Source organism: Pseudomonas sp. F220 (assembly GCF_057813935.1).
In genome coordinates, this window is record NZ_JBVASJ010000019.1 from 58,140 (window position 1) to 79,568 (window position 21,429).

Here is a 21,429-nt window from a genome sequence, read left to right on the forward strand (position 1 = left end):
ATCTGCGGGGCTTTTCTATATATGGCGGACAGATCATGATTCAAAACTACGTCACGTCAGCGTCGGGATACCACTATGGAATCTGAATTCGCTATCCGGGCTGTCAATCAAGCCAGCCTCAACCGTCCTAACCTTTTCGATTACACGATCCACGTCAGCGGCATCCCCGTACTGATACGCAAGCTTTAGATAGCCTTGGAAGTGCCGTGCTTCGCTTTTAAGCAAGCCGAAGTAGAATCGCCCCAACTCATCGTCCAAATGCGGCACCAGCGCTTCGAAGCGCTCACAGCTACGGGCCTCGATAATGGCTCCCACCACCAACGTATCAACGAGCTTCACTGGCTCATGGCTTCGTACAACAGCTCTTAGCCCAGAGGCATACCGACTAGCCGACAGCGGGCGCCATTCGATTTTACGCTTTTTCATTAGCCGCAAAACCTGTTCGTGATGCACAAGTTCTTCACGGGCCAGCCGAGACATCATGATCACCAGATCAGAGTAAGCACCGTACTTGGCAATCATGCTCAGAGCAGTGCTAGCGGCCTTGAACTCACAATTCTTGTGGTCGATCAGCAGGGTTTCCTGATCCGCCAGCGCGGCCTGGACCCAACCGTCCGGGGTGCGGCAACCCAAAAACTCGTGAATTTCCGGAAAAATCATAGGGACACTTCCGAACGTTCAGGAGCGTGGCAAGGCAGGATGGCAGCGACTTCAAGGATCAGTAACATGAGGCTCACGAGAGAAAGGTTCACAGCGAAGGGCGCTGATTATACCGGCCGGGCCGCAGACCACCAGCCGGCAGACTTGATGTGCATCAACATCACAGTCAGCGCACAGCAACTATAGTTGTGCAACGCAGCGTCTATCACTCTCTGGAGATCCCGATCATGCAAGCCATTCGCAGCATCCTGGTGGTCATCGAGCCCGAGCACTCGGAAAGCCTCGCACTCAAACGCGCCAAGCTGATCGCCGGGGTGACCCAGGCGCACCTGCATTTGCTGGTGTGCGACAAAAAGCATGATCACTCGGCGCTCCTCAGCGTGCTCAAGAGCAGCCTGCTCGAGGAAGGCTACAGCATCACCACCGAGCAGGCCTGGAATGAAAGCCTGCACGAAACCATCATCGACGTGCAGCAGGCCGAAGGCTGCGGGCTGGTGGTCAAGCAGCATTTCCCTGACAACCCGCTGAAAAAGGCTTTGCTCACACCGGCTGACTGGAAACTGCTGCGCTACTGCCCAACGCCGGTGCTGCTGGTCAAAACGTCCAAGCCCTGGACCGGAGGAGTCATTCTGGCGGCCATTGACGTCGGCAATACCGATGGCGAACACCGCACCCTGCACGCCAGTATTGTCGATCATGGCTTCGACATCGCCAGCCTGGCCAAGGCGCAGCTGCATGTCATCAGCGCCCATCCGTCACCGATGCTGTCGGCGGCCGATCCGGTGTTCCAGCTCAAGGAAACCATCGAAGCCCGCTACCGCGAGCAGTGCAAGGCGTTCCAGGCCGAGTTCGATATTGATGACGCACATTTGCATATCGAAGAAGGCCCGGCAGATGTGTTGATTCCTTATACCGCTCACACATTGCAGGCAGCGGTTACTGTCATCGGTACGGTGGCGCGCACCGGATTGTCAGGTGCATTGATCGGCAATACGGCGGAAGTGGTACTCGACTCGCTGGAAAGCGATGTGCTGGTGCTCAAGCCGGACGGGATCATGGACCATCTGGAAGAGATTGTTACGAAGCATTGAAATCTGCGGTGCCCGGCAAATTGCCATCGCGAGCAGGCTCGCTCCCACATTTGATTGACGTCGTACACAATATTTGTGTCCGCTGAAGATTCAATGTGGGAGCGAGCCTGCTCGCGATAGACCGCGAAGCGGTCTCAAATATCAGGCGCCAAAGGCGTCCTTGAGGAAACCCGGCGCGATATAGCGCTGATAATGGGCTTCAGACAGCAGGAAAAATTCCCGATCAATGGCATCACGCAGCTCTGGCAAGCTCCAGCCGCGAAATTCCGGCAGTAACACCATCCCGTAGGCGTCCAGTTGGCTGATAACCCGCGCGCCACGGGCAATCAACTGGTAAGCCCAGCAATACTCGGACTGATGGGGCACGAAGCGGATTTTTCGCTGCTCCAGCTGCTGACGCAGCCGTTTGGGGTCGAAAATTTCCAGTTTCCCGGCCATCACCTGCACCAAAAGCTGCTCCAGACGCAGCCAGACCGCACGTTTTTCTTCCTCGTTGTAGCCGTTCCAGCGAATCACTTCATGGTGGAAACGCTTGCAGCCACGGCACACCAAATCACCGTAAACAGTGGAGCAGAGGCCGATACAGGGGGTCTTGATAGTCTGATTGGGCATAGTAGGCAGAACGCGGGAAAGCAAAACAGGCCCGCATGTTAGCCCTTTGTCTAACATTCATCACCCCTCAAACTTCAGAGGCTAACTTACCTTTAGAAAATTTTTGCCGTAGAATCAGCCAGCCTTTTAAGGCGCCAATGTCCGTTAGAAGCTGTTTTCAAAGCGTCACGAGCACAGTCGTTCCTTCAGAGCGGTGTTGGCGAGGAGTATTTCCAGCGGGGAAAACTCAGCGCCAACCCTCATCAGCTCCGTTCTGCAGGCGTAAAACTTTGAAAGCAGCTTCTGTGAGGAATTCCAAGTAACTCTGGCTAAGCGGCCCAAAAAGCCCCTCAAGCGCATGAGTCCCTTGAATTTCTGGATGAGCGTCCCGGACACCCATTTGGGACCACTGATGAGGGTAATAACTGTGCTTGAAGCCTACCGCAAACATATCGAAGAGCGTGCAGCCCTGGGTATCGTTCCCCAGCCGCTTAACGCCGAACAAACTGCAGGCCTGGTCGAGCTGCTGAAGAATCCCCCGGCTGGCGAAGAAGCTTTCCTCGTTGACCTGATCACCAATCGCGTGCCGCCTGGCGTTGACGAAGCTGCCTATGTAAAGGCCGGTTTCCTCTCCGCGCTGGCCAAAGGCGAAGCCAAATCCCCTCTGATCGACAAGAAACGCGCTGTTGAACTGCTCGGCACCATGCAGGGCGGCTACAACATCGTGACTCTGGTTGACCTGCTGGACAGCGCCGAGCTGGCACCCGTCGCCGCCAAAGAACTCAAGCACACCCTGCTGATGTTCGACGCCTTCCACGACGTCGCGGAAAAAGCCAAGAACGGCAACGTTCACGCTCAAGGCGTATTGCAATCCTGGGCTGACGGCGAGTGGTTCCAGAAGCGCCCGGTTCTGGCCGACAAAATCAGCCTGCGCGTGTTCAAGGTCACCGGCGAAACCAACACCGACGACCTGTCCCCTGCTCCTGATGCCTGGTCCCGTCCTGACATCCCGCTGCACGCCCTGGCCATGCTGAAAATGGCCCGTGACGGCATCGTTCCGGATGAGCAAGGCGTCACCGGTCCGATGAAGCAAATCGAAACCATGCGCGGCGAAGGCTTCCCGATCGCCTACGTCGGTGACGTGGTCGGTACGGGTTCTTCGCGTAAATCGGCCACCAACTCGGTGCTGTGGTTCTTCGGCGACGACGTTCCTTATGTACCGAACAAGCGTGCCGGTGGTTTCTGCTTCGGCAACAAAATCGCTCCAATCTTCTACAACACCATGGAAGATGCTGGCGCACTGCCAATCGAGTTCGACGTTACCAACATGAACATGGGCGACGTGATCGACCTGTACCCTCATGCTGGCAAAGTCACCAAGCACAACAGCGACGAAGTCCTGACCACCTTCGAAATGAAGACCCCGGTTCTGCTCGACGAAGTCCGTGCTGGCGGCCGTATCCCGCTGATCATCGGCCGTGGCCTGACCGAGAAGGCTCGTACCGAGCTGGGTCTGCCACCTTCGACTCTGTTCAAGCTGCCTGAAGCACCGGCTGAAAGCACCAAGGGTTACACCCTGGCGCAGAAAATGGTCGGCAAGGCGTGCGGCGTAGCTGGCGTTCGCCCAGGTACCTACTGCGAACCGAAAATGACCACCGTCGGCTCTCAGGACACCACCGGTCCTATGACCCGTGACGAACTGAAAGACCTGGCGTGCCTGGGCTTCTCGACCGATCTGGTAATGCAGTCCTTCTGCCACACCGCGGCGTATCCGAAGCCGATCGACGTGACCACCCACCACACCCTGCCTGACTTCATCATGACCCGCGGCGGCGTTTCCCTGCGTCCGGGCGACGGCATCATCCACAGCTGGCTGAACCGTATGCTGCTGCCGGACACCGTCGGTACCGGTGGTGACTCGCACACCCGTTTCCCAATGGGGATCTCCTTCCCGGCCGGTTCCGGTCTGGTCGCTTTCGCCGCAGCCACTGGCGTCATGCCACTGGACATGCCGGAATCGATCCTGGTTCGCTTCAAAGGCAAAATGCAACCGGGCGTCACCCTGCGCGACCTGGTTCACGCCATTCCTTACTACGCGATCCAGGCTGGCCTGTTGACCGTAGAGAAGAAAGGCAAGAAGAACGCTTTCTCCGGTCGCATCCTGGAAATCGAAGGCCTCGATAACCTGAGCATCGAGCAAGCGTTCGAACTGTCCGACGCCTCCGCCGAACGTTCTGCTGCCGGCTGCACCATCAAGCTGTCGAAAGAGTCGATCACCGAGTACCTGAACTCCAACATCACCCTGCTGCGCTGGATGATCGGCGAAGGTTACGGCGATGCACGGACTCTGGAACGCCGCGCACAAGCGATGGAAGCCTGGGTTGCCAACCCTGAGCTGATGGTTGCCGATGCTGACGCCGAATACGCTGAAACCATCGAAATCGATCTGGCCGACATCAAAGAGCCTGTGCTCTGCGCGCCAAACGATCCGGACGACGCCCGTCTGCTCTCCAGCGTTGCTGGCGAGAAGATCGACGAAGTGTTCATCGGTTCGTGCATGACCAACATCGGTCACTTCCGCGCTGCCGGTAAGTTGCTGGAAAAAGTCGAAGGTTCGCTGCCAACTCGTCTGTGGCTGTCGCCGCCGACCAAGATGGACGCTCACCAGTTGACCGAAGAAGGCTACTACGGCATCTACGGCAAGGCTGGCGCGCGCATGGAAATGCCGGGCTGCTCGCTGTGCATGGGTAACCAGGCTCGCGTTGAACCGAACTCCACCGTGGTGTCGACTTCGACCCGTAACTTCCCGAACCGTCTGGGTGACGGCGCGAACGTCTACCTGGCTTCGGCCGAGCTGGCGTCTGTCGCATCCATCCTGGGTCGCCTGCCGACCGTCGAGGAGTACATGGCCTACGCAAAAGAAATCGACACCATGGCCAGCGATGTTTATCGCTACCTGAGTTTCGACCAGATCGCCGAGTTCCGTGAAGCTGCTGCGAATGCCAACATTCCGGTCATTCAAGCCTAACGTTACAACGCCATAGAAAACGCCGCGTATCGTAAGGTGCACGGCGTTTTTTTATGCCGGAAGATTTTGCCCTGAATCATTGAGCGCCAGCTGTACCGCGCCATCCACACTCAAGCCGCAGAGAACAACCTGCGAACGCTCGGCCTCGGGCAACGCCGACAACACCGTTTGAGCCTCGTCCTTGAGCCGTGCCAGCAGCAACCGTTTGCCTTCGATGCGTACTCGCAGAAAGAACTCCTCCAACGCCTCGATACTGGTGCCATCCAGGTCTGGCGACTCTTCCAGGCTGAGAATCACCGTGTGAATCGGCGTTTCAGAGTGTCGGATCAAACGTAATGCGCCACCGAGAATTCGCTCCACGTTAGCAAAAAACAACGCCTCGCTCGGTCGCACAATCAACATCCCCGGCACTGCCTTGGCCAATGGATGACGTTGCACGTCGACAAAGTCATGCCCGGTGCCGATGTGCCCGAGAATCTGGATATCCGCCGCCGACATTTGCTTGAGCATCAGCAGCACACTGATCGCCACCGCCACCAGCAAACCGTCCAGCACCCCCAACACCAACACGGCCGCCACGGCGCAGATCACCAGCAGGCGATCACGTCGCCAGATGAAATAACGTCCCAACGGTTGCAGGCTCAAGCCTCGAGCCAGTGCATGGGTGACGATCGCGGCGAGGATCGGCTCAGGGGTCAAGGCAATATAAGGCAGCACCGTCAGGACGATGATCAGCACCACCAACGCTGCCACGCCACCAGCCAAACGCGAAGTCGCGCCGGCGGTTTCATTCGCGGAAGTCGCGGAATACCCCGCTCCTGCCGGCATCCCATGAAACAATCCGGACAGCAGGTTGGATGCCCCGAGCGCCAGCAGATCCCGGTTCGAGGACACCCGATCACCGTGCTTGAGTGCGAAGGAGCTGATCGAGCCGTAGGACTCTGCATACAGGATCATCACCATGGCAAAGCCCAACTCTCCCAGGCGCAACCAGTCGGCAAAGGGCAGCACCGGCAGCTTCGGAACCTCCAGGCCGAGGTCGATAACCCCGATCAGCCTGACCCCGTAAGCCGGCAGATTCAGCCATTGTCCCGCCGCGATGCCGATCACCACCACCAGCAACCCACCCGGCAAGCGCCGGAACCGCCCAAACAACCACAACAATGCCAACGCCACCGCGGCCACACCGGCGGCGGCCCAGTTCCACTGAGGCAGTTGCTCCAGCAACTGCGGCAAAAAGCGAATCACGTTGCCGTCGCTCAAGTGCACCCCGACCACGCTGGCGAGTTGTTTAAGGATGATGGTCAGCGCCAGGCCAAAGGCAAAGCCGCGCAATACCGGCTTGGCGATAAACGACGTCACGCTGCCGAGCTTGAACAACCCGGCCAGCAAAAAGAACGCGCCGGTGACCAGGACCAGCCCGATGGCCAGGCTCGCGCGCAGTTGCGGATCGCCACTGGCCAGCGTCGCGGTGGCGGCAGCCAGCACGGCGGCTGACGAAGAAGTCGCGGAAACGATGGCAAACCGGCTAGTGCCAAACAGTCCATAGCAGAGCAACCCGGCGAACAGTGCAATAACCCCGGCCTGCGGCGCCAGGGCGGCGATACTCGAATACGCGACAGCCTCGGGCAGCAGCAGACCGGCAATCGACAGGCCAGCCAATGTGTCCTGCCAGCGGCTCGGTTTTTCGCCAGGCGTCTGAACTGACGACTTTGGTGGCTCAGTCAACAATCGGACCTGCCCAACCCGGCAAATACCTAGCCTCCTGACTACGCGCCAGACTCATGGCTTTGGTTTGCAGTTTGCTTCCTTGATCGTTGATCAGATCGCTGGAGATCCGGCTGCGAAAGAAGTCCGCCCAGAGGAATTCACTGTAGGGCGTCGTATCCTTGGAGTACCCACCGCCACGCCGTACTTGCCCCGCCAGGCTGCGATAAGGATCATCCTGCAAATCGACGATACGCCTGGGAATCGCCTCGAATGAGTGCCGTACCCCGCGAGCATCGTAGGGATGCACCCATTGGTTGAAGGTCATGACATTCCAGAACGTCATTGGCTCGACAAAAGATAAATCCTTGAGCACCAGCAGCGGTACCGTCTCGACCTCTTCCTGAAGCAACGCCAGACCGAAATGATGGTGATCAACGATGTAATAGCGCCCTTGCGGGCCAAGGACACAAGGAAACCAGTGGTTGTCCAGAGCAGCGCTACGCTCCTTGCGCTTGAGCTTTTTCCATTGCTGACGCTTGGCGCTCACTTCGGCCAGACCGACAGTGAGCTGCGTCGGGTGCAGTTTTTCCAGCTTGCCAGTGATCAATTGCGGGTGGGCACGGGCCATCGGGCGTCTCCAGACAAGCAGTTGAAATGCCAACGAGGCCGTCGGCGGCGGTACCAGAGCAGACGTTCTATCACGCTGAAATGCAAGCACAAGCGTAGTCCTTTTTCCACCTTCAGCTACCTCGACACTTCAACGTCCGGCTCTGCTGCCCGCTGCGTATCACCCGTCGGCGTTGAGCGAACGGAGATTGCGCACATGGATGGCCCTGAGTTTTCCGGCCGGCAAAAAAAACGGCCGCGCCGCGCATTATGCGCAGTCAGCGGCCGTTGCATCACTGAATCAGGCGTTGCGACGAAGCGGCTCGGCACGGGCTTATCCGGCCGAACCACCACGCATTCAAGCGGTCAGCGAATAGATCAACGCCGAAATCGCCACCAGTCCTACCAATGTCACGAAGACGTTGGAGGCCTGACCGCGATAACGGGCCATGGCAGGAACCTTGCGGATCGCATACATCGGCATCAGGAACAAAATCGCTGCGATGATCGGGCCACCCAGGGTCTCGATCATGCCGAGGATACTTGGGTTGAGCGTCGCGACGATCCAGCACACTACCAGCATGAACGCTGCGGTCATGCGATCCAGAGTCTTCGGCGCCGGGCGACGTCCACTCTTGACGATCAAGCCCTTCAGGCCTTCGCTGGCGCCAATGTAGTGCCCCAGGAACGACTTGGAGATGGCCACAAACGCAATCAGCGGCGCGGCGAAAGCGATCGTCGGGTTACTGAAGTGGTTGGCCAGGTACGACAGAATCGACAGGTTCTGAGCCTTGGCTTCGGCCAGTTGCGCCGGTGACAGGGTCAATACACAGCTGAAGACAAAGAACAGCACCATTACCACCATCAAGGCGTGGGCGCGCGACAGAATCTGCGAGCTACGCTCTTCGGCATGGGCGCCATAACGGCGCTTCTGGTCCACCGCAAAGGACGAGATGATCGGCGAGTGGTTGAACGAGAACACCATCACCGGAATCGCCAGCCACAGGGTGTGCAGCAGGGCCGAGGGCTCAGGCAGCGTGGTCGCGGTGGCGAGAATGCCGCCGTTCCAGTGCGGAACCAGAAACACTGCCAGGAACAACAAAGCAACGATGAACGGATAGACCATCAGACTCATGGCCTTGACGATCGCCTGCTCTCCACAACGCACCACTGCCAACAGTCCAAGAATCAGCACGAACGACAGAACCACCCGCGGTGGCGGCGTAATGTGCAGTTGGTGCTCAAGGAAACTGCCCACGGTGTTGGTCAGAGCTACGCTGTAGATCAGCAGGATCGGGAAGATCGCGAAGAAGTACAGCAAGGTGATCAGTGCGCCGGCCTTGATCCCGAAGTGCTCTTCGACCACTTCGGTGATGTCCGCGCCCGCGCGACCGGAGAGCACAAAGCGGGTCAGGCCGCGGTGCGCATAAAAAGTCATCGGGAACGCCAGCAGCGCCAGAATCAACAACGGCCAAAAGCCGCCGAGGCCAGCGTTGATGGGCAAAAACAGGGTTCCCGCACCGATAGCCGTGCCAAACAGGCCCAGCATCCAGGTGGTGTCATGGCGATTCCAGCTACTGAGGCTCGCTGGTGCCGCCGCTTCATAGCGTTCGTCGACGCTATTGGCTTGATCATTCATCCGGTCGGATCTCCGCATTCCGGTCATTTGCCACACAGTCGGAGCGAGTCAGAAAAGCTGACAGGCAGCGCCCCGGCCGTAACAGGGGCGCGATTGTCCGGGATTAAGTAACAGAAGCAAAGACTTAGCTGAGGAGCGGTAAGGCGGATCAGTTTTGCCGCCCCCTCATAAAATAGATGTCTAATGGAATCTATTTTATAAAGGTTACTAAACATGTATTTTAGATCCACTCGACAGACACCCTCCTCCGGAGTCATTCCATGCCTTTAGTTCGTGTCGACATCAAAAAGCACCAGGACCCCACCTACGTAAAACAGATCGGCAAGTTGATCTACAAGGCCATGCAAGAAACCATCGGCGTCCCCGAGCACGACAACTTCCAGATCCTTGCCGAACACGATGAACAGCACTTCATCTACGACCCGGTCTATCTGGGCATCAACCGCACCGACAACCTGGTAATCATCCAGATCACCCTGAACGAAGGCCGCACCCTTGAGCAGAAGAAACTGCTCTACAAGACCATCGCTGAAAGCCTCAACAGTGAGTTGGCCGTGCGCCTGGAAGATGTGTTCATCAACCTGGTGGAGGTCAAGAAAGAGAATTGGTCGTTCGGCAACGGCGTTGCTCAGTACGCCAGCTGATCCCAGCATGGCGACTTGAACCTGTTTACTACCCTTTTATGTGAGCCGCTGATGCCCCGAGTCTCCCGCAAGCAAGCCGAACTCAACCGCGAGATCATCGCCGAGGCTGCGACGCGCCTGTTTCGCGAGCGTGGTCTGCACGGCATCAGCGTGGCTGAGGTGATGGGTGCGGCCGGGCTGACCCATGGTGGTTTCTACGGTCACTTCGATTCCAAGGAAGCCCTGGCGCAGGAAGCCTGTGGCCGAGCATTCGAGCAATCAGCGCAGCGTTGGCAGGACAAGATCGACGCAAGTGCCGACAAACGTGCTGCGCGCCAGGCCATCGTCGAGCCCTACCTGTCCCCCGCCAATCGCGACAACCCAGGGGAAAGCTGTCCGGTGGCGGCATTCGTCGGGGACATGTGCCACGAAGCTAGCGAAAGCGGATTGCATCAGACCTTTACACAAGGCCTGGAAACACTGCTGCAGACTTTCTCCTCACAGATGGAGTCCGACAATCCCGTGACCAACCGCCAAGCCGCGCTGGTGCAGTACTCGCTGATGGTCGGCGCCCTGACCCTGGCGCGGGCCACTCGCGGCGAGGCGTTGTCCGATGAAATACTCGACGCCGCCCGGGCGTTTCTGACATCGCAGCACTGACACGGCTGACAGTACCGTTGACACGTTCGGGTGGCCAACAGCATGATCGCCCCATGAACATTCTCGCGTTTAATCTCACCCGCACCACCACGACCGCCTCCGGCGGGTCGTGAGGTCGTTACGTGGATTGAACATCGCGCAGTGAACCCAAGGCCCCGCCAGCAATGGACGGGGCCTTTTGTTTCTCCGTTCACCTGGCACGCAAGGAGAAATACCATGCCGTCAATCAATGCCAGGCACCCCGCTCTGTTGATCATCGACATGCAGGTCAGGCTATTCAATGGACCGGAGAAACCCCATGATGGGGAGCGCGTTTTGGCCAACATCAATCAACTGATCGGCAAGGCTCGCCAGAACGGCGCCCCCATTTTTGCGGTGAGGCATACCGGCCCCCAAGGTTCGCCCATCGCCCCCGGGAGCCCGTTGTGGCAACTGCTGCCCGCCCTTGAACTGGACACGAACGTTGACACGCTGTTCGATAAAACCAGGCCCAGCTGCTTTCTCGGTACTCGCCTGACAGAAGAACTCAAGGCAGTCGGGATCAATGAGTTGGTCATCGTCGGCATGAAAACCCAGTACTGCATCGACACTACTTGCCGTGTTGCCGTCGAACTGGGGTTTCAACCCACCCTGGCAGCAGACGCCCATACCTGCATGGACACGCCAACGCTGCCGGCCAAAGCGATCATCGAACACCATAATGCGACGCTTGGCGGGGCTTTTGTGAAGCTGCTGAACACGGCAGATGTTCAATTCTGACGGGCTGAGTGTCAGCCGCTAAAAGATCGCAGCCTGGCGGCAGCTCCTACAGTTGAACACCTATCCCCTGTAGGCGCTGGCGCAGCCTGCGATCTTTTGATCTGGCTCCGGATTTATAAATGCGCCAGGTCCGCAAGAACAACTACTCCGATAAGCTGCGATCTTTGGACCCACGCCGTGCCGCGCCAGCTACCCTTGTCAAACATCTCGCGAGCCAGCAGTCTTGTGTCTTTTTCAGAGATGTCCTAGGGATGGGAAAAACATTAATTCCAACGCCGGCACATCCACCGATTGAACCCCTCAGGAGCGCAGCATGCCCGTCACCGTTCTGGTACTGGTTGAAACCATTAACGATTACCTGCCGATCCTCGAAAACAGCGGTTTTCACCTGATTCTTGCGCCAACCCCCACCGAGCGAGCTCAGGCCATTCAGACCCACGCCGGACAGATCAAAGCGGTGCTGACCCGCGGTCCGCTTGGGTTGTACGCCGAAGAAATCTCTGCTCTGCCGCATCTGGAAATCATCTGTGTGATCGGCGCTGGCTATGAACATGTCGACCTGCAGGCCGCCAGCAACCGGGGTATCCGCGTGACCAACGGTGCCGGGGTGAATGCTTCGTCGGTCGCCGACCATGCCATGGCCTTGCTGCTGTCCCTGGTGCGCGATATCCCACGGGCGGATGCCGCAGTCCGGCGCGGTGAGTGGCCAAAAGTCATGCGCCCCTCACTCGCCGGTAAACGCCTTGGCGTTCTCGGCCTTGGTGCCGTCGGCATGGCCATCGCCAAACGCGCTGTCAACGGCTTCGAAATGACGGTGAGTTACCATAATCGCCAGCTGCGCAGCGACGTGCCTTATAGCTTTTGCTCTACACCCACCGAGCTGGCCCGGGCCTCTGACTTTCTGATCATCGCCACCCCCGGCGGCCTCGGCACGCACCATTTGATCAACAAACAGGTGCTGGAAGCGCTGGGCCCTAACGGCTTTATCGTCAACATCGCCCGGGCCAGCGTCATTGTCACCGCCGATCTGATCACCGCGCTGGAACAACGACGGATCGCCGGTGCCGCACTGGATGTATTCGATGCCGAGCCGCAGGTACCGAACGCGCTCAAGGTGCTGACCAACGTGATCCTCACGCCGCATGTCGCCGGACTCTCTCCAGAAGCGACCCAAGGCACCGTGGAGTTGGTGGGCAAGAACCTGCTGGCCTATTTCTCCGGCCGTCCCCTGCTGACACCCATCGACTTGCCGCCAGCACAATGATCGTAAATGAGCTCACGGGACTTCAAACGTTTGTATCAAAAGCAATGATTGTCCGGCAACACGCTCACCTATAAAGGCTTGCCGTGGTTGTGGGCCCAGGGTGGGCGCATTAGATTAGCCAATGAAGTCTTGCCTCCAAAATAAGCAGAAGGGATAAGCATGGCGCTTACTGACCAGTCCACCCGTATTCGCTCCGGCGAAGAACTCGATGTCAGCCTCATCGATCCGTACCTCAAGGCGCATATTCCCGGCCTGAGCGGGACACCGCACATCAGCCAGTTCCCGGGTGGCGCTTCGAATCTGACTTACCTGCTGGAATACCCCGAGCAGGAGTTCGTCCTGCGCCGACCGCCGTTCGGCCACAAGGCCAAGTCCGCTCACGACATGGGCCGTGAATACCGTATTCTCAATCAGCTCAAAGACGGCTTCCCGTATTGCCCGAAAGCCTACGTGCACTGCACCGACGAGTCGGTGATTGGCGCCGAGTTCTACGTGATGGAGCGGGTCAAGGGCATCATCCTGCGTTCCGACCTGCCGCCGGAACTGGGCCTTGATGCGCAGAAGACCGAAGCGCTGTGCAAGAGCTTCATCGACAAATTCGTCGAACTGCATCGGGTCGACTACAAGGCCTGTGGCCTGGCCGATCTGGGCAAGCCTGAAGGTTACGTCGAACGGCAGATTCGTGGCTGGAGCGATCGCTACGACAAGGCGCTGACCCCCGACGCACCAAGCTGGGAAACGGTCAAAGCCTGGCTCAACGACAAGATGCCCGCCGATCACCCGACCTCGAGCATCGTGCACAACGACTATCGCTTCGACAACGTGATCCTCGACCCAAACAACCCGATGCAGATCATCGGCGTGCTGGACTGGGAACTGACCACTCTCGGCGATCCGCTGATGGACCTGGGCAACACCCTCGCCTACTGGATCGAAGCCGGCGACCCGGCACCGGTGCAACTGATGCGCCGCCAGCCGAGCCATGCGCCCGGCATGTTGACCCGCCGTCAGTTCGTCGATTACTACGCTGAACGCTCCGGCATCCAGATCGACAACTTCGACTTCTACTACACCTACGGGCTGTTCCGCCTGGCCGGTATCGTGCAGCAGATCTACTACCGCTTCTTCCATGGCCAGACCCAGGACAAACGCTTCGCGCAGTTCATTCACATGAACAAACAGCTGGAGCAGATGAGCCTGCAAGTCATCCAGAAATCCAGCCTCTGACTGCGCGCCTGGCGCCCGGCATACAATAAGGAAAAAACCATGTCCAAGACTCAGTTGTTCGACCTCGACGGCAAGATCGCTTTCGTTTCCGGCGCCAGTCGCGGTATCGGTGAGGCGATTGCCAAACTGTTGGCCCAGCAAGGTGCCCATGTGATCGTCTCGAGCCGCAAACTCGACGGTTGCCAGCATGTTGCCGACGCGATCATCGCCGATGGCGGCAAGGCCACAGCCGTCGCCTGTCATATCGGCGAAATGGAACAGATCACCCAGGTCTTCGCCGGGATTCGTGAACAGTTCGGTCGTCTGGATATTTTGGTCAATAACGCGGCGACCAACCCGCAGTTCTGCAACGTGCTGGATACCGACCTGAGCGCGTTCCAGAAAACTGTCGATGTGAACATTCGCGGCTACTTCTTCATGTCGGTCGAAGCCGGCAAGCTGATGCGCGAGAACGGTGGCGGCAGCATCATCAACGTCGCTTCGATCAACGGCATCTCGCCGGGGATCTTCCAGGGCATCTACTCGATGACCAAGGCTGCGGTGATCAACATGACCAAGGTCTTCGCCAAGGAGTGCGCGCAGTTCGGTATTCGCTGCAATGCGTTGCTACCGGGTCTGACCGACACCAAGTTTGCTTCGGCGCTGGTGAAGAATGATGCGATTCTCAATACCGCTTTGCAGCAGATTCCGCTGAAGCGGGTGGCTGCGCCGAGTGAGATGGCGGGTGCGGTGTTGTATTTGGCCAGTGAAGCATCGAGCTATACCACTGGGGTTTCGTTGAATGTGGATGGTGGTTTTTTGTCCTGATTTAGGGTTTGGATGCGTAAGAGGCAGCCTTCGGACTGCCTTTTGTTTTTCCGGCGATTGTGATTCCTGCATGGGCTTCAACGTTACCGCACGCCCCTGTAGGAGCCGAGCTTGCTCGCGATGGCGGCGGCACATTCACTGTTTATTTTGACCGAGCACATATCCGTTACCGTAGGAATGGACATGTACACCGGCCAAAAGCCAAGATCAAAAGATCGCAGCCTGCGGCAGCTCCTACAGTGAGATTGTGTACATTCGCATGAGGCAGGCCGGCTGTCAGGCCGCCTTCACGAATAAGCCAGCCACCACAGTGGGATTGGGTACACCCGAAGAACGATAGGTCCGCTGTAGAGCCGCCTTCACGAGCAAACCTCGCCCCCACAAATAATGAATATTTATTCCACCTATTGAATATTAGGAATATTTATTCCATTAATACGCATCCTGAAAACAAAAACCCAAAAGGACCCCAACGATGCGCGAACTCGGAATCGGTTTGATCGGCACAGGCTTCATGGGCCGCGCCCACGCCCTGGCCTTTCGCAACGTCAGTGCAGTCTTCGAACTCCCCATACACCTGCACCTGGCCGCACTGGCCGACGCCGACACCCAACGCGCCGAACACTGCGCCAAAGCCTGGGGCTTCGAAAAAGCCCATAGCGACTGGCAACAACTGATCGACGATCCCATGGTCAACGTCGTAGCAATCACCACCCCCAACCACCTGCACTACCCCATGGCCATGGCCGCCCTGGCCGCGGGCAAACCCGTGTACTGCGAAAAACCACTGGCCGTCAGCCTCGAACAGGCCGACCAGATGCACCGCGCCGCCAAGGCCGCCGGTGTGGTGACGCGGGTCGGCTACAACTACCAGCACAATCCAATCATCGGCCTGGCCCGTGAATTGATTCAGCGCGGCGAACTCGGCGAGATCATCAGTTTTCAGGGCGAGTTCAGCGAAGACTTCATGGCTGACCCGCAATCACCCTGGTCCTGGCGTTGCGAAGCGCAACATGCCGGTGGCGCTCTGGCGGATCTGGGCAGTCATTTGCTGGCAATGGCCCGGTATCTGGTCGGAGATGTGGAAGCGGTATGTGCCGACACCCAAACCGTGCACCGACAACGTCCTGCCACCACTGGCAGCCATGAACAACGCAGCATCGCCGTGGATGATCAGGCCCATGCCTTGCTGCGCTTTACCAACGGCGCACGCGGCACGTTCAGCAGCAGTTGGCTCAAGCATGGTTACAAGAATCACCTGAGTTTCGAGATCAGCGGCACGCGCGGCACTCTGGCGTTCGATCAGGAGCGTTTGAATGAACTGCGCCTGTGCCGCGCAGGTCAGGACGGCTTTCAGCGTCTATTGGCCGGCCCTTCCCTGCCCGGTTATGACGCCTTCAGTCCGGCGCCGGGCCATCAGTTGGGCTACAACGAGTTGAAGACGCTGGAGGTGCATGGGCTGATCATGGCGCTGGCCGGAGAAGGCTCGGAAGGGACCGACTTTGAAGAAGCCTGGGAAGTGGAACGTCTGGCGACGGCCATTCGGTTGGCCGCGCTGGAGCAGCGCTGGGTCAAGGTGAATGAGGTGTAACTGCGCGCTCTGGCACGGTGGGCTTCGAAGCAAACCACTGCTTCAAATCCCACCCGCCTATCGCTTCAGATCTTGGTAACGACGCCTATAAACCTGCCAGCTTCCCGCTGGCAATCGCTTGCGATGCCGCCAACATCGCCCGCAACAACACCGCACAACCTGCCGCCAGGTCGTCCGGCGAGGCGTTTTCGATTTCGTTGTGGCTGATGCCGCCTTCACACGGCACGAAGATCATCCCCGCCGGGCCCAGTTCAGCGAGGAAGATCGCGTCATGCCCAGCGCCGCTGACGATGTCCATGTGCGACAGGCCCAGCCCCTGAGCGGCACTGCGCACAGCATCGACGCAGCCCTTGTCGAAATACAGCGCAGGGAAATCGGCGGTCGGCGTCAGTTCGAAGCTCAGGCCGTGCTCCTCGCAGGTAGTGTCGATCACGTGTTTGACCTCGGCGATCATCGAGTCCAACCGCGCGGGTTCGAGATGACGGAAATCCAGCGTCATCCGCACTTCGCCGGGAATCACGTTGCGCGAGCCGGGGTAGGCTTGCAGGCAACCGACCGTGCCGCAGGCATGGGGCTGATGACCCAAAGCGACGCGGTTGACGGCAGAGACTATCACCGCCGCGCCGACCAGTGCGTCCTTGCGCAAATGCATCGGGGTCGGACCGGCATGAGCTTCAACGCCCTTGAGTTTGAGATCGAACCACTTTTGCCCCAGCGCGCCCATCACCACGCCAATGGTTTTGCGCTCATCCTCAAGGATCGGCCCTTGCTCGATATGCGCTTCGAAGTAGGCGCCCACTGCATGGCCGCTGACCTTGCGACTACCGGCATAACCGATGGCATTCAGCGCCTGGCCGACGGTCACGCCTCCGGCATCAGTCTTGGCCAGGGTTTCTTCCAGGGTGAATTTCTCGGCAAACACTCCAGAGCCCATCATGCAGGGAGCAAACCGCGAGCCTTCTTCGTTGGTCCAGACCACCACTTCCAGCGGTGCTTCGGTTTCGATGCCCAGATCATTGAGCGTGCGCAGCACTTCCACACCGGCCAACACGCCGAAGCAGCCATCGAATTTGCCACCCGTGGGCTGGGTGTCGATATGGCTGCCGGTCATTACCGGCGGCAGTTGCGGATTGCGCCCGGCACGACGGGCAAAGATATTGCCGACCGCGTCGATGCTCACAGTGCAGCCAGCCTCCTCACACCACCGCACGAAGATGTCACGAGCCTGGCGATCAAGGTCGGTCAGGGCCAGACGACAGACGCCACCTTTGACCGTGGCGCCGAGCTTGGCCAGCTCCATTAACGACTGCCACAGACGGTCGCGATTGATGTGCTGATGGGTGGACTGTAGAACGTCAAGGGCAGCGTTCATGTTGATCTCCTCAGGCAATTTATTGGTTTTCTCGAGCGAATCTGAAATCTCGACTCCTGCTGAAATTTTCGGAGTTTATGAGTCCGTCTTCGCGGACAAGCCCGCTCCCACAGGTATTGCACCAGTCATGTGGAAAGGGCCGGGCGATGTTCGCTTGCCCGCGAAGCTTTTGGCCATCACACCGTCGTTTTGGCCACCGCCGTGTCGCTACGGCCCATCGTGCAAAGCCCGTAATACAACAACCCGCCCAGCGCCGAGCCGGTGAACCAGCCGTAGCTGTAAAACCAGCTGAAGGCATCACTGCCCAACGACATCAAGGTCAGCGCCACCGGGATGCCGAAGGCGATAAAGCCGTTCCAGTTCCACGCCGGGTACACGTCATCGCGGTACAGGCCGGCCAGGTCGAGCTGCTGTTTTTTGATCAGGAAATAGTCCACTACCATGATCCCGGCAATCGGCCCGAGCAGGCTGGAATAACCCAGCAACCAGTTGGAATAGACGGTTTCCAAGCTGATATCTGAAACCAGCAGGCCGAGTTTTTTCAGCAGCTCATGAGCCATCAACGCCAGCCCCACCAACCCGGTCAACATCACCGCTTTGGTCCGGTTGATCAGTTTGGGCGCCAGATTCTGGAAGTCATTGGTCGGCGAAACAATGTTCGCCGCAGTGTTGGTGGACAGGGTCGCGATGATGATCAAGGCCATGGCCAGCGCCACCCAGACGGGACTTTGAATATGACCAATCAGGGTCACCGGATCAGAGACCGTCACCCCTACCAACTTCGCGGAGGCCGCGGTCATCACCACACCCAGCGCGGCGAACAGGAACATGGTCAGCGGTAAACCGAAAATCTGTCCAAGGATCTGGTCTTTCTGGCTTTTCGCATAGCGGCTGAAGTCCGGAATGTTCAGCGACAGTGTCGCCCAGAACCCGACCATGGCGGTCAGCCCGGCGCAGAAGTAGCTGGTCACGCTGGCGCCTTCCGGGCGTTTCGGCGGGATCGCCATCAATTCGGTCAGTGAGACATTCGGCAAGGCCCAGACCAGCAACCCGATGCCCACCAGTACCAGCAGCGGTGCAGACAACGTTTCCAGCCACTTGATCGATTCCGCCCCGCGCAACACCACCCACAGGTTGAGTGCCCAGAACATCATGAAACCGATCACCTCGCCGGTGCCGCCCAGGGACTTCCAGCCCTCGAAAATCGACCCGAGAAACAAGTGAATGGCCAGGCCACCGAACATCGTCTGGATGCCAAACCAGCCGCAGGCCACCAGGGCCCGAATCAAACACGGCACATTGGAGCCAATCACACCGAATGAGGAGCGCAGCAGTACCGGAAACGGGATGCCGTACTTGGTTCCAGCGAAGGCATTAAGGGTCAAGGGGATCAATACGATGAGATTGGCAAACAGAATCGCCAGTAACGCCTCACCGACCGACAGCCCGAAGTATGCGGTCAGCACCCCGCCGAGCGTGTAGGTCGGCACGCAGACCGACATACCGATCCAGAGCGCCGTGATGTGCCATTTGTTCCAGGTGCGTTCATGCACCTTGGTCGGCGCGATGTCATGGTTGTAACGGGGGCTGTCGAGTACGTCTCTGCCGGCTTCGAGCTCGTACAAGCCGTTGCGCTCGGTCACCTGTGATCTGATCTGTTGCATGGCCGCTCCACTGTTCTTTTGATTATTTTTGCTCATCGGGCTGGCTGGCGGATTAAGCCGCGAACCGAAACGATGGCCGGAGTACTTGCACGTCCAACACGACTCATACGGACCGGCCAGCTTGCTAGCGGCGGCACTCAATAAACGTGCCGACTCTGCCGCGTATTCGCCCATCCAATCCGTACGACTCATACAACTAACTGATGTTTATCAGTTTTATTCACAACATTATCGAGCCCTTCGGTATGTGTTCAGACACTCAGGCCGAATGCCAGACAGGTTGTCCATTCAGTCAGGACTCAATCTGGTGCATCACTCTTTTTTTAAAAGATTTCTCCCGCTCATAGGCATAGCTCAAGCAGCTGATTTCACATAAGAAATCTTGACCATATTTGGATCCTGTCAAGTGCGTCAAAATGGTGAGGGGCCTCACCATTTTGGTGATTCGTATAATTAATCGTTAAATTTCAATAAGTTAATTCAGATATAAGCTTATAAAAAATAAATTTGCTCAATCCAATAACACCAGCTAGCGTCTATTCCTGACAGCGCTGACAGGAATACAACTTCCTACAGCTTGCCGCAACTACAACACCAAGAGCTGGCATTAGCCGGTCAAGCCTGTGAGGAACTCGGAATGTCTCTGTTGATCCGTGGTGCCACCGTTGTTACCCATGATGAAAGTTACCGCGCTGACGTGCTTTGCGCTGACGGTTTAATCCAGGCAATCGGCAACAACCTGGATGTTCCAACCGACTGCGAAGTGCTAGATGGCAGCGGTCAGTACCTGATGCCCGGCGGCATCGATCCCCACACCCACATGCAACTCCCCTTCATGGGCACCGTCGCCAGTGAGGACTTCTTCAGCGGCACGGCAGCCGGCCTTGCGGGCGGCACCACCTCGATCATCGACTTCGTGATTCCCAACCCGCAGCAATCATTGCTGGAGGCATTTCATCAGTGGCGCGGTTGGGCTGAGAAGTCCGCCGCAGACTACGGTTTTCATGTCGCCATCACCTGGTGGAGCGAACAGGTTCGCGAGGAAATGGCTGAGCTGGTCAGCCACCATGGGGTAAACAGTTTCAAGCATTTCATGGCTTACAAGAATGCGATCATGGCCGCCGACGATACGCTGGTGGCCAGTTTCGAACGCTGTCTGGAACTGGGCGCCGTACCGACGGTGCACGCGGAGAACGGCGATCTGGTCTATCACCTGCAACGCAAACTGATGGCTCAAGGCATCACCGGCCCCGAAGCCCATCCATTATCGCGGCCCTCCCAGGTTGAAGGCGAAGCCGCCAGCCGTGCTATCCGTATCGCCGAAACCCTCGGTACACCGCTGTATCTGGTCCACGTCTCGACCCGCGAGGCGCTGGATGAAATCACCTATGCGCGCAGCAAAGGCCAGCCGGTCTATGGCGAAGTCCTGGCCGGGCATCTGCTGCTGGACGACAGCGTTTACCAGCACCCGGATTGGCAAACCGCCGCCGGTTATGTGATGAGCCCACCCTTCCGCCCTCGCGGTCACCAGGAAGCGCTTTGGCATGGCCTGCAATCGGGCAACCTGCACACCACCGCCACCGACCATTGCTGTTTCTGCGCCGAGCAGAAAGCCGCCGGCCGTGACGATTTCAGCAAGATCCCCAACGGCACTGCCGGTATCGAAGACCGCATGGCCGTGCTCTGGCATGAAGGCGTGAACACTGGGCGGCTGTCGATGCAGGATTTCGTTGGCCTGACCTCCACCAACACCGCGAAGATTTTCAACCTGTACCCGCGCAAAGGTTCGATTCGCGTCGGTGCCGATGCCGACCTGGTGCTCTGGGACCCGGAAGGCACCCGGACCATTTCTGCCAAGACCCATCACCAGCAGGTTGACTTCAACATCTTCGAAGGCAAAACCGTGCGCGGCGTGCCCAGCCACACCATCAGCCAGGGTCGGCTGGTCTGGGTCGACGGCGATCTGCGGGCCGAACGCGGTGCCGGGCGTTACATCGAGCGCCCGGCCTACCCGGCGGTGTTCGATCTGCTGAGTAAGCGGGCTGAGTTGCACAGGCCGGTTGCCGTGAAGCGATAAGCGGGCCTTCGGCCCGATCGCGAGCAAGCTCGCTCCTACATAAGAGCGGTATTTGTAGGA

17 protein-coding genes are annotated in these 21,429 nt (G+C 58.3%); 10 read left to right on the plus strand and 7 right to left on the minus strand.

Features of this window, described 5'->3' with window-relative positions; all coding sequences use genetic code 11:
* Positions 1-51: 51 nt before the first annotated feature.
* Positions 52-660: a MiaE family protein gene (locus ACZYSM_RS17425; RefSeq protein ID WP_489072876.1), complete on the minus strand. Its 609-nt coding sequence runs from the start codon at positions 658-660 to the stop codon at positions 52-54.
* Positions 661-887: 227 nt separating this feature from the next.
* Between ACZYSM_RS17425 and ACZYSM_RS17430 the strand changes: the two genes are divergently transcribed.
* Positions 888-1,751 (plus strand): universal stress protein, encoded by an 864-nt coding sequence (locus ACZYSM_RS17430; protein ID WP_489072878.1) that lies wholly within the window; start codon positions 888-890, stop codon positions 1,749-1,751.
* A 141-nt stretch (positions 1,752-1,892) separates the two neighbouring features.
* On the opposite strand, the gene ACZYSM_RS17435 is transcribed toward ACZYSM_RS17430, so the two are convergent.
* The gene (locus ACZYSM_RS17435) at positions 1,893-2,363 is read right to left on the minus strand and encodes a DUF1289 domain-containing protein (RefSeq protein WP_489072880.1); all 471 of its coding nucleotides are present in this window, start codon (positions 2,361-2,363) and stop codon (positions 1,893-1,895) included.
* Between the two features lie 406 nt (positions 2,364-2,769).
* Here ACZYSM_RS17435 and acnB point away from each other — a divergent pair, with 406 nt between their 5' ends.
* Positions 2,770-5,370, plus strand: coding sequence for a bifunctional aconitate hydratase 2/2-methylisocitrate dehydratase (acnB, locus tag ACZYSM_RS17440; RefSeq protein ID WP_489072952.1), 2,601 nt, complete (start codon positions 2,770-2,772; stop codon positions 5,368-5,370).
* 51 nt (positions 5,371-5,421) lie between these two features.
* Here the strand turns inward: acnB and ACZYSM_RS17445 are convergent, their stop codons facing one another.
* The 3 genes from ACZYSM_RS17445 to ACZYSM_RS17455 all read right to left on the minus strand — a co-directional run bounded on the left by ACZYSM_RS17445 (position 5,422) and on the right by ACZYSM_RS17455 (position 9,325).
* Positions 5,422-7,098 carry a SulP family inorganic anion transporter gene (locus tag ACZYSM_RS17445; RefSeq protein ID WP_489072882.1) on the minus strand — a complete coding sequence of 559 codons (1,677 nt, stop codon included), beginning with the start codon at positions 7,096-7,098 and terminating at the stop codon, positions 5,422-5,424.
* A complete protein-coding gene (locus ACZYSM_RS17450) occupies positions 7,091-7,708 on the minus strand; it encodes a ParB-like protein (protein ID WP_489072884.1) in 618 nt (205 codons plus the stop codon). Before ACZYSM_RS17450 ends, ACZYSM_RS17445 begins: the two co-directional genes overlap by 8 nt.
* Before the next feature lie 336 nt (positions 7,709-8,044).
* Positions 8,045-9,325 carry an HAAAP family serine/threonine permease gene (locus ACZYSM_RS17455; protein ID WP_489072886.1) on the minus strand — a complete coding sequence of 427 codons (1,281 nt, stop codon included), beginning with the start codon at positions 9,323-9,325 and terminating at the stop codon, positions 8,045-8,047.
* 260 nt (positions 9,326-9,585) lie between these two features.
* Between ACZYSM_RS17455 and ACZYSM_RS17460 the strand changes: the two genes are divergently transcribed.
* The 7 genes from ACZYSM_RS17460 (at position 9,586) to ACZYSM_RS17490 (ending at position 16,256) form a co-directional block, all read left to right on the plus strand.
* Positions 9,586-9,969 (plus strand): tautomerase family protein, encoded by a 384-nt coding sequence (locus tag ACZYSM_RS17460; protein WP_489072888.1) that lies wholly within the window; start codon positions 9,586-9,588, stop codon positions 9,967-9,969.
* Between the two features lie 51 nt (positions 9,970-10,020).
* Positions 10,021-10,608: a TetR/AcrR family transcriptional regulator gene (locus tag ACZYSM_RS17465; protein WP_489072890.1), complete on the plus strand. Its 588-nt coding sequence runs from the start codon at positions 10,021-10,023 to the stop codon at positions 10,606-10,608.
* Positions 10,609-10,824: 216 nt separating this feature from the next.
* Positions 10,825-11,367: a cysteine hydrolase family protein gene (locus ACZYSM_RS17470; protein WP_489072892.1), complete on the plus strand. Its 543-nt coding sequence runs from the start codon at positions 10,825-10,827 to the stop codon at positions 11,365-11,367.
* A gap of 313 nt (positions 11,368-11,680) precedes the next feature.
* A complete protein-coding gene (locus ACZYSM_RS17475; RefSeq protein ID WP_489072894.1) occupies positions 11,681-12,631 on the plus strand; it encodes a 2-hydroxyacid dehydrogenase in 951 nt (316 codons plus the stop codon).
* 159 nt (positions 12,632-12,790) lie between these two features.
* Positions 12,791-13,858 (plus strand): phosphotransferase family protein, encoded by a 1,068-nt coding sequence (locus ACZYSM_RS17480; protein ID WP_489072896.1) that lies wholly within the window; start codon positions 12,791-12,793, stop codon positions 13,856-13,858.
* A gap of 39 nt (positions 13,859-13,897) precedes the next feature.
* Positions 13,898-14,665, plus strand: a complete 768-nt coding sequence (locus ACZYSM_RS17485) for an SDR family oxidoreductase (protein WP_489072898.1) — start codon at positions 13,898-13,900, stop codon at positions 14,663-14,665.
* Positions 14,666-15,140: 475 nt separating this feature from the next.
* Positions 15,141-16,256: a Gfo/Idh/MocA family protein gene (locus ACZYSM_RS17490; RefSeq protein WP_489072900.1), complete on the plus strand. Its 1,116-nt coding sequence runs from the start codon at positions 15,141-15,143 to the stop codon at positions 16,254-16,256.
* Positions 16,257-16,341: 85 nt separating this feature from the next.
* On the opposite strand, the gene ACZYSM_RS17495 is transcribed toward ACZYSM_RS17490, so the two are convergent.
* Together ACZYSM_RS17495 and ACZYSM_RS17500 are read right to left on the minus strand one after the other, a co-directional pair.
* A complete protein-coding gene (locus ACZYSM_RS17495; RefSeq protein WP_489072902.1) occupies positions 16,342-17,628 on the minus strand; it encodes a Zn-dependent hydrolase in 1,287 nt (428 codons plus the stop codon).
* Between the two features lie 176 nt (positions 17,629-17,804).
* Complete coding sequence (locus ACZYSM_RS17500; protein WP_489072904.1) at positions 17,805-19,292, minus strand: NCS1 family nucleobase:cation symporter-1; 1,488 nt, start codon at positions 19,290-19,292, stop codon at positions 17,805-17,807.
* Positions 19,293-19,929: 637 nt separating this feature from the next.
* Between ACZYSM_RS17500 and hydA the strand changes: the two genes are divergently transcribed.
* Entirely contained in the window at positions 19,930-21,369 is a 1,440-nt protein-coding gene (gene hydA / locus ACZYSM_RS17505; protein ID WP_489072906.1) for a dihydropyrimidinase, read from the plus strand.
* Positions 21,370-21,429 lie beyond the last annotated feature (60 nt).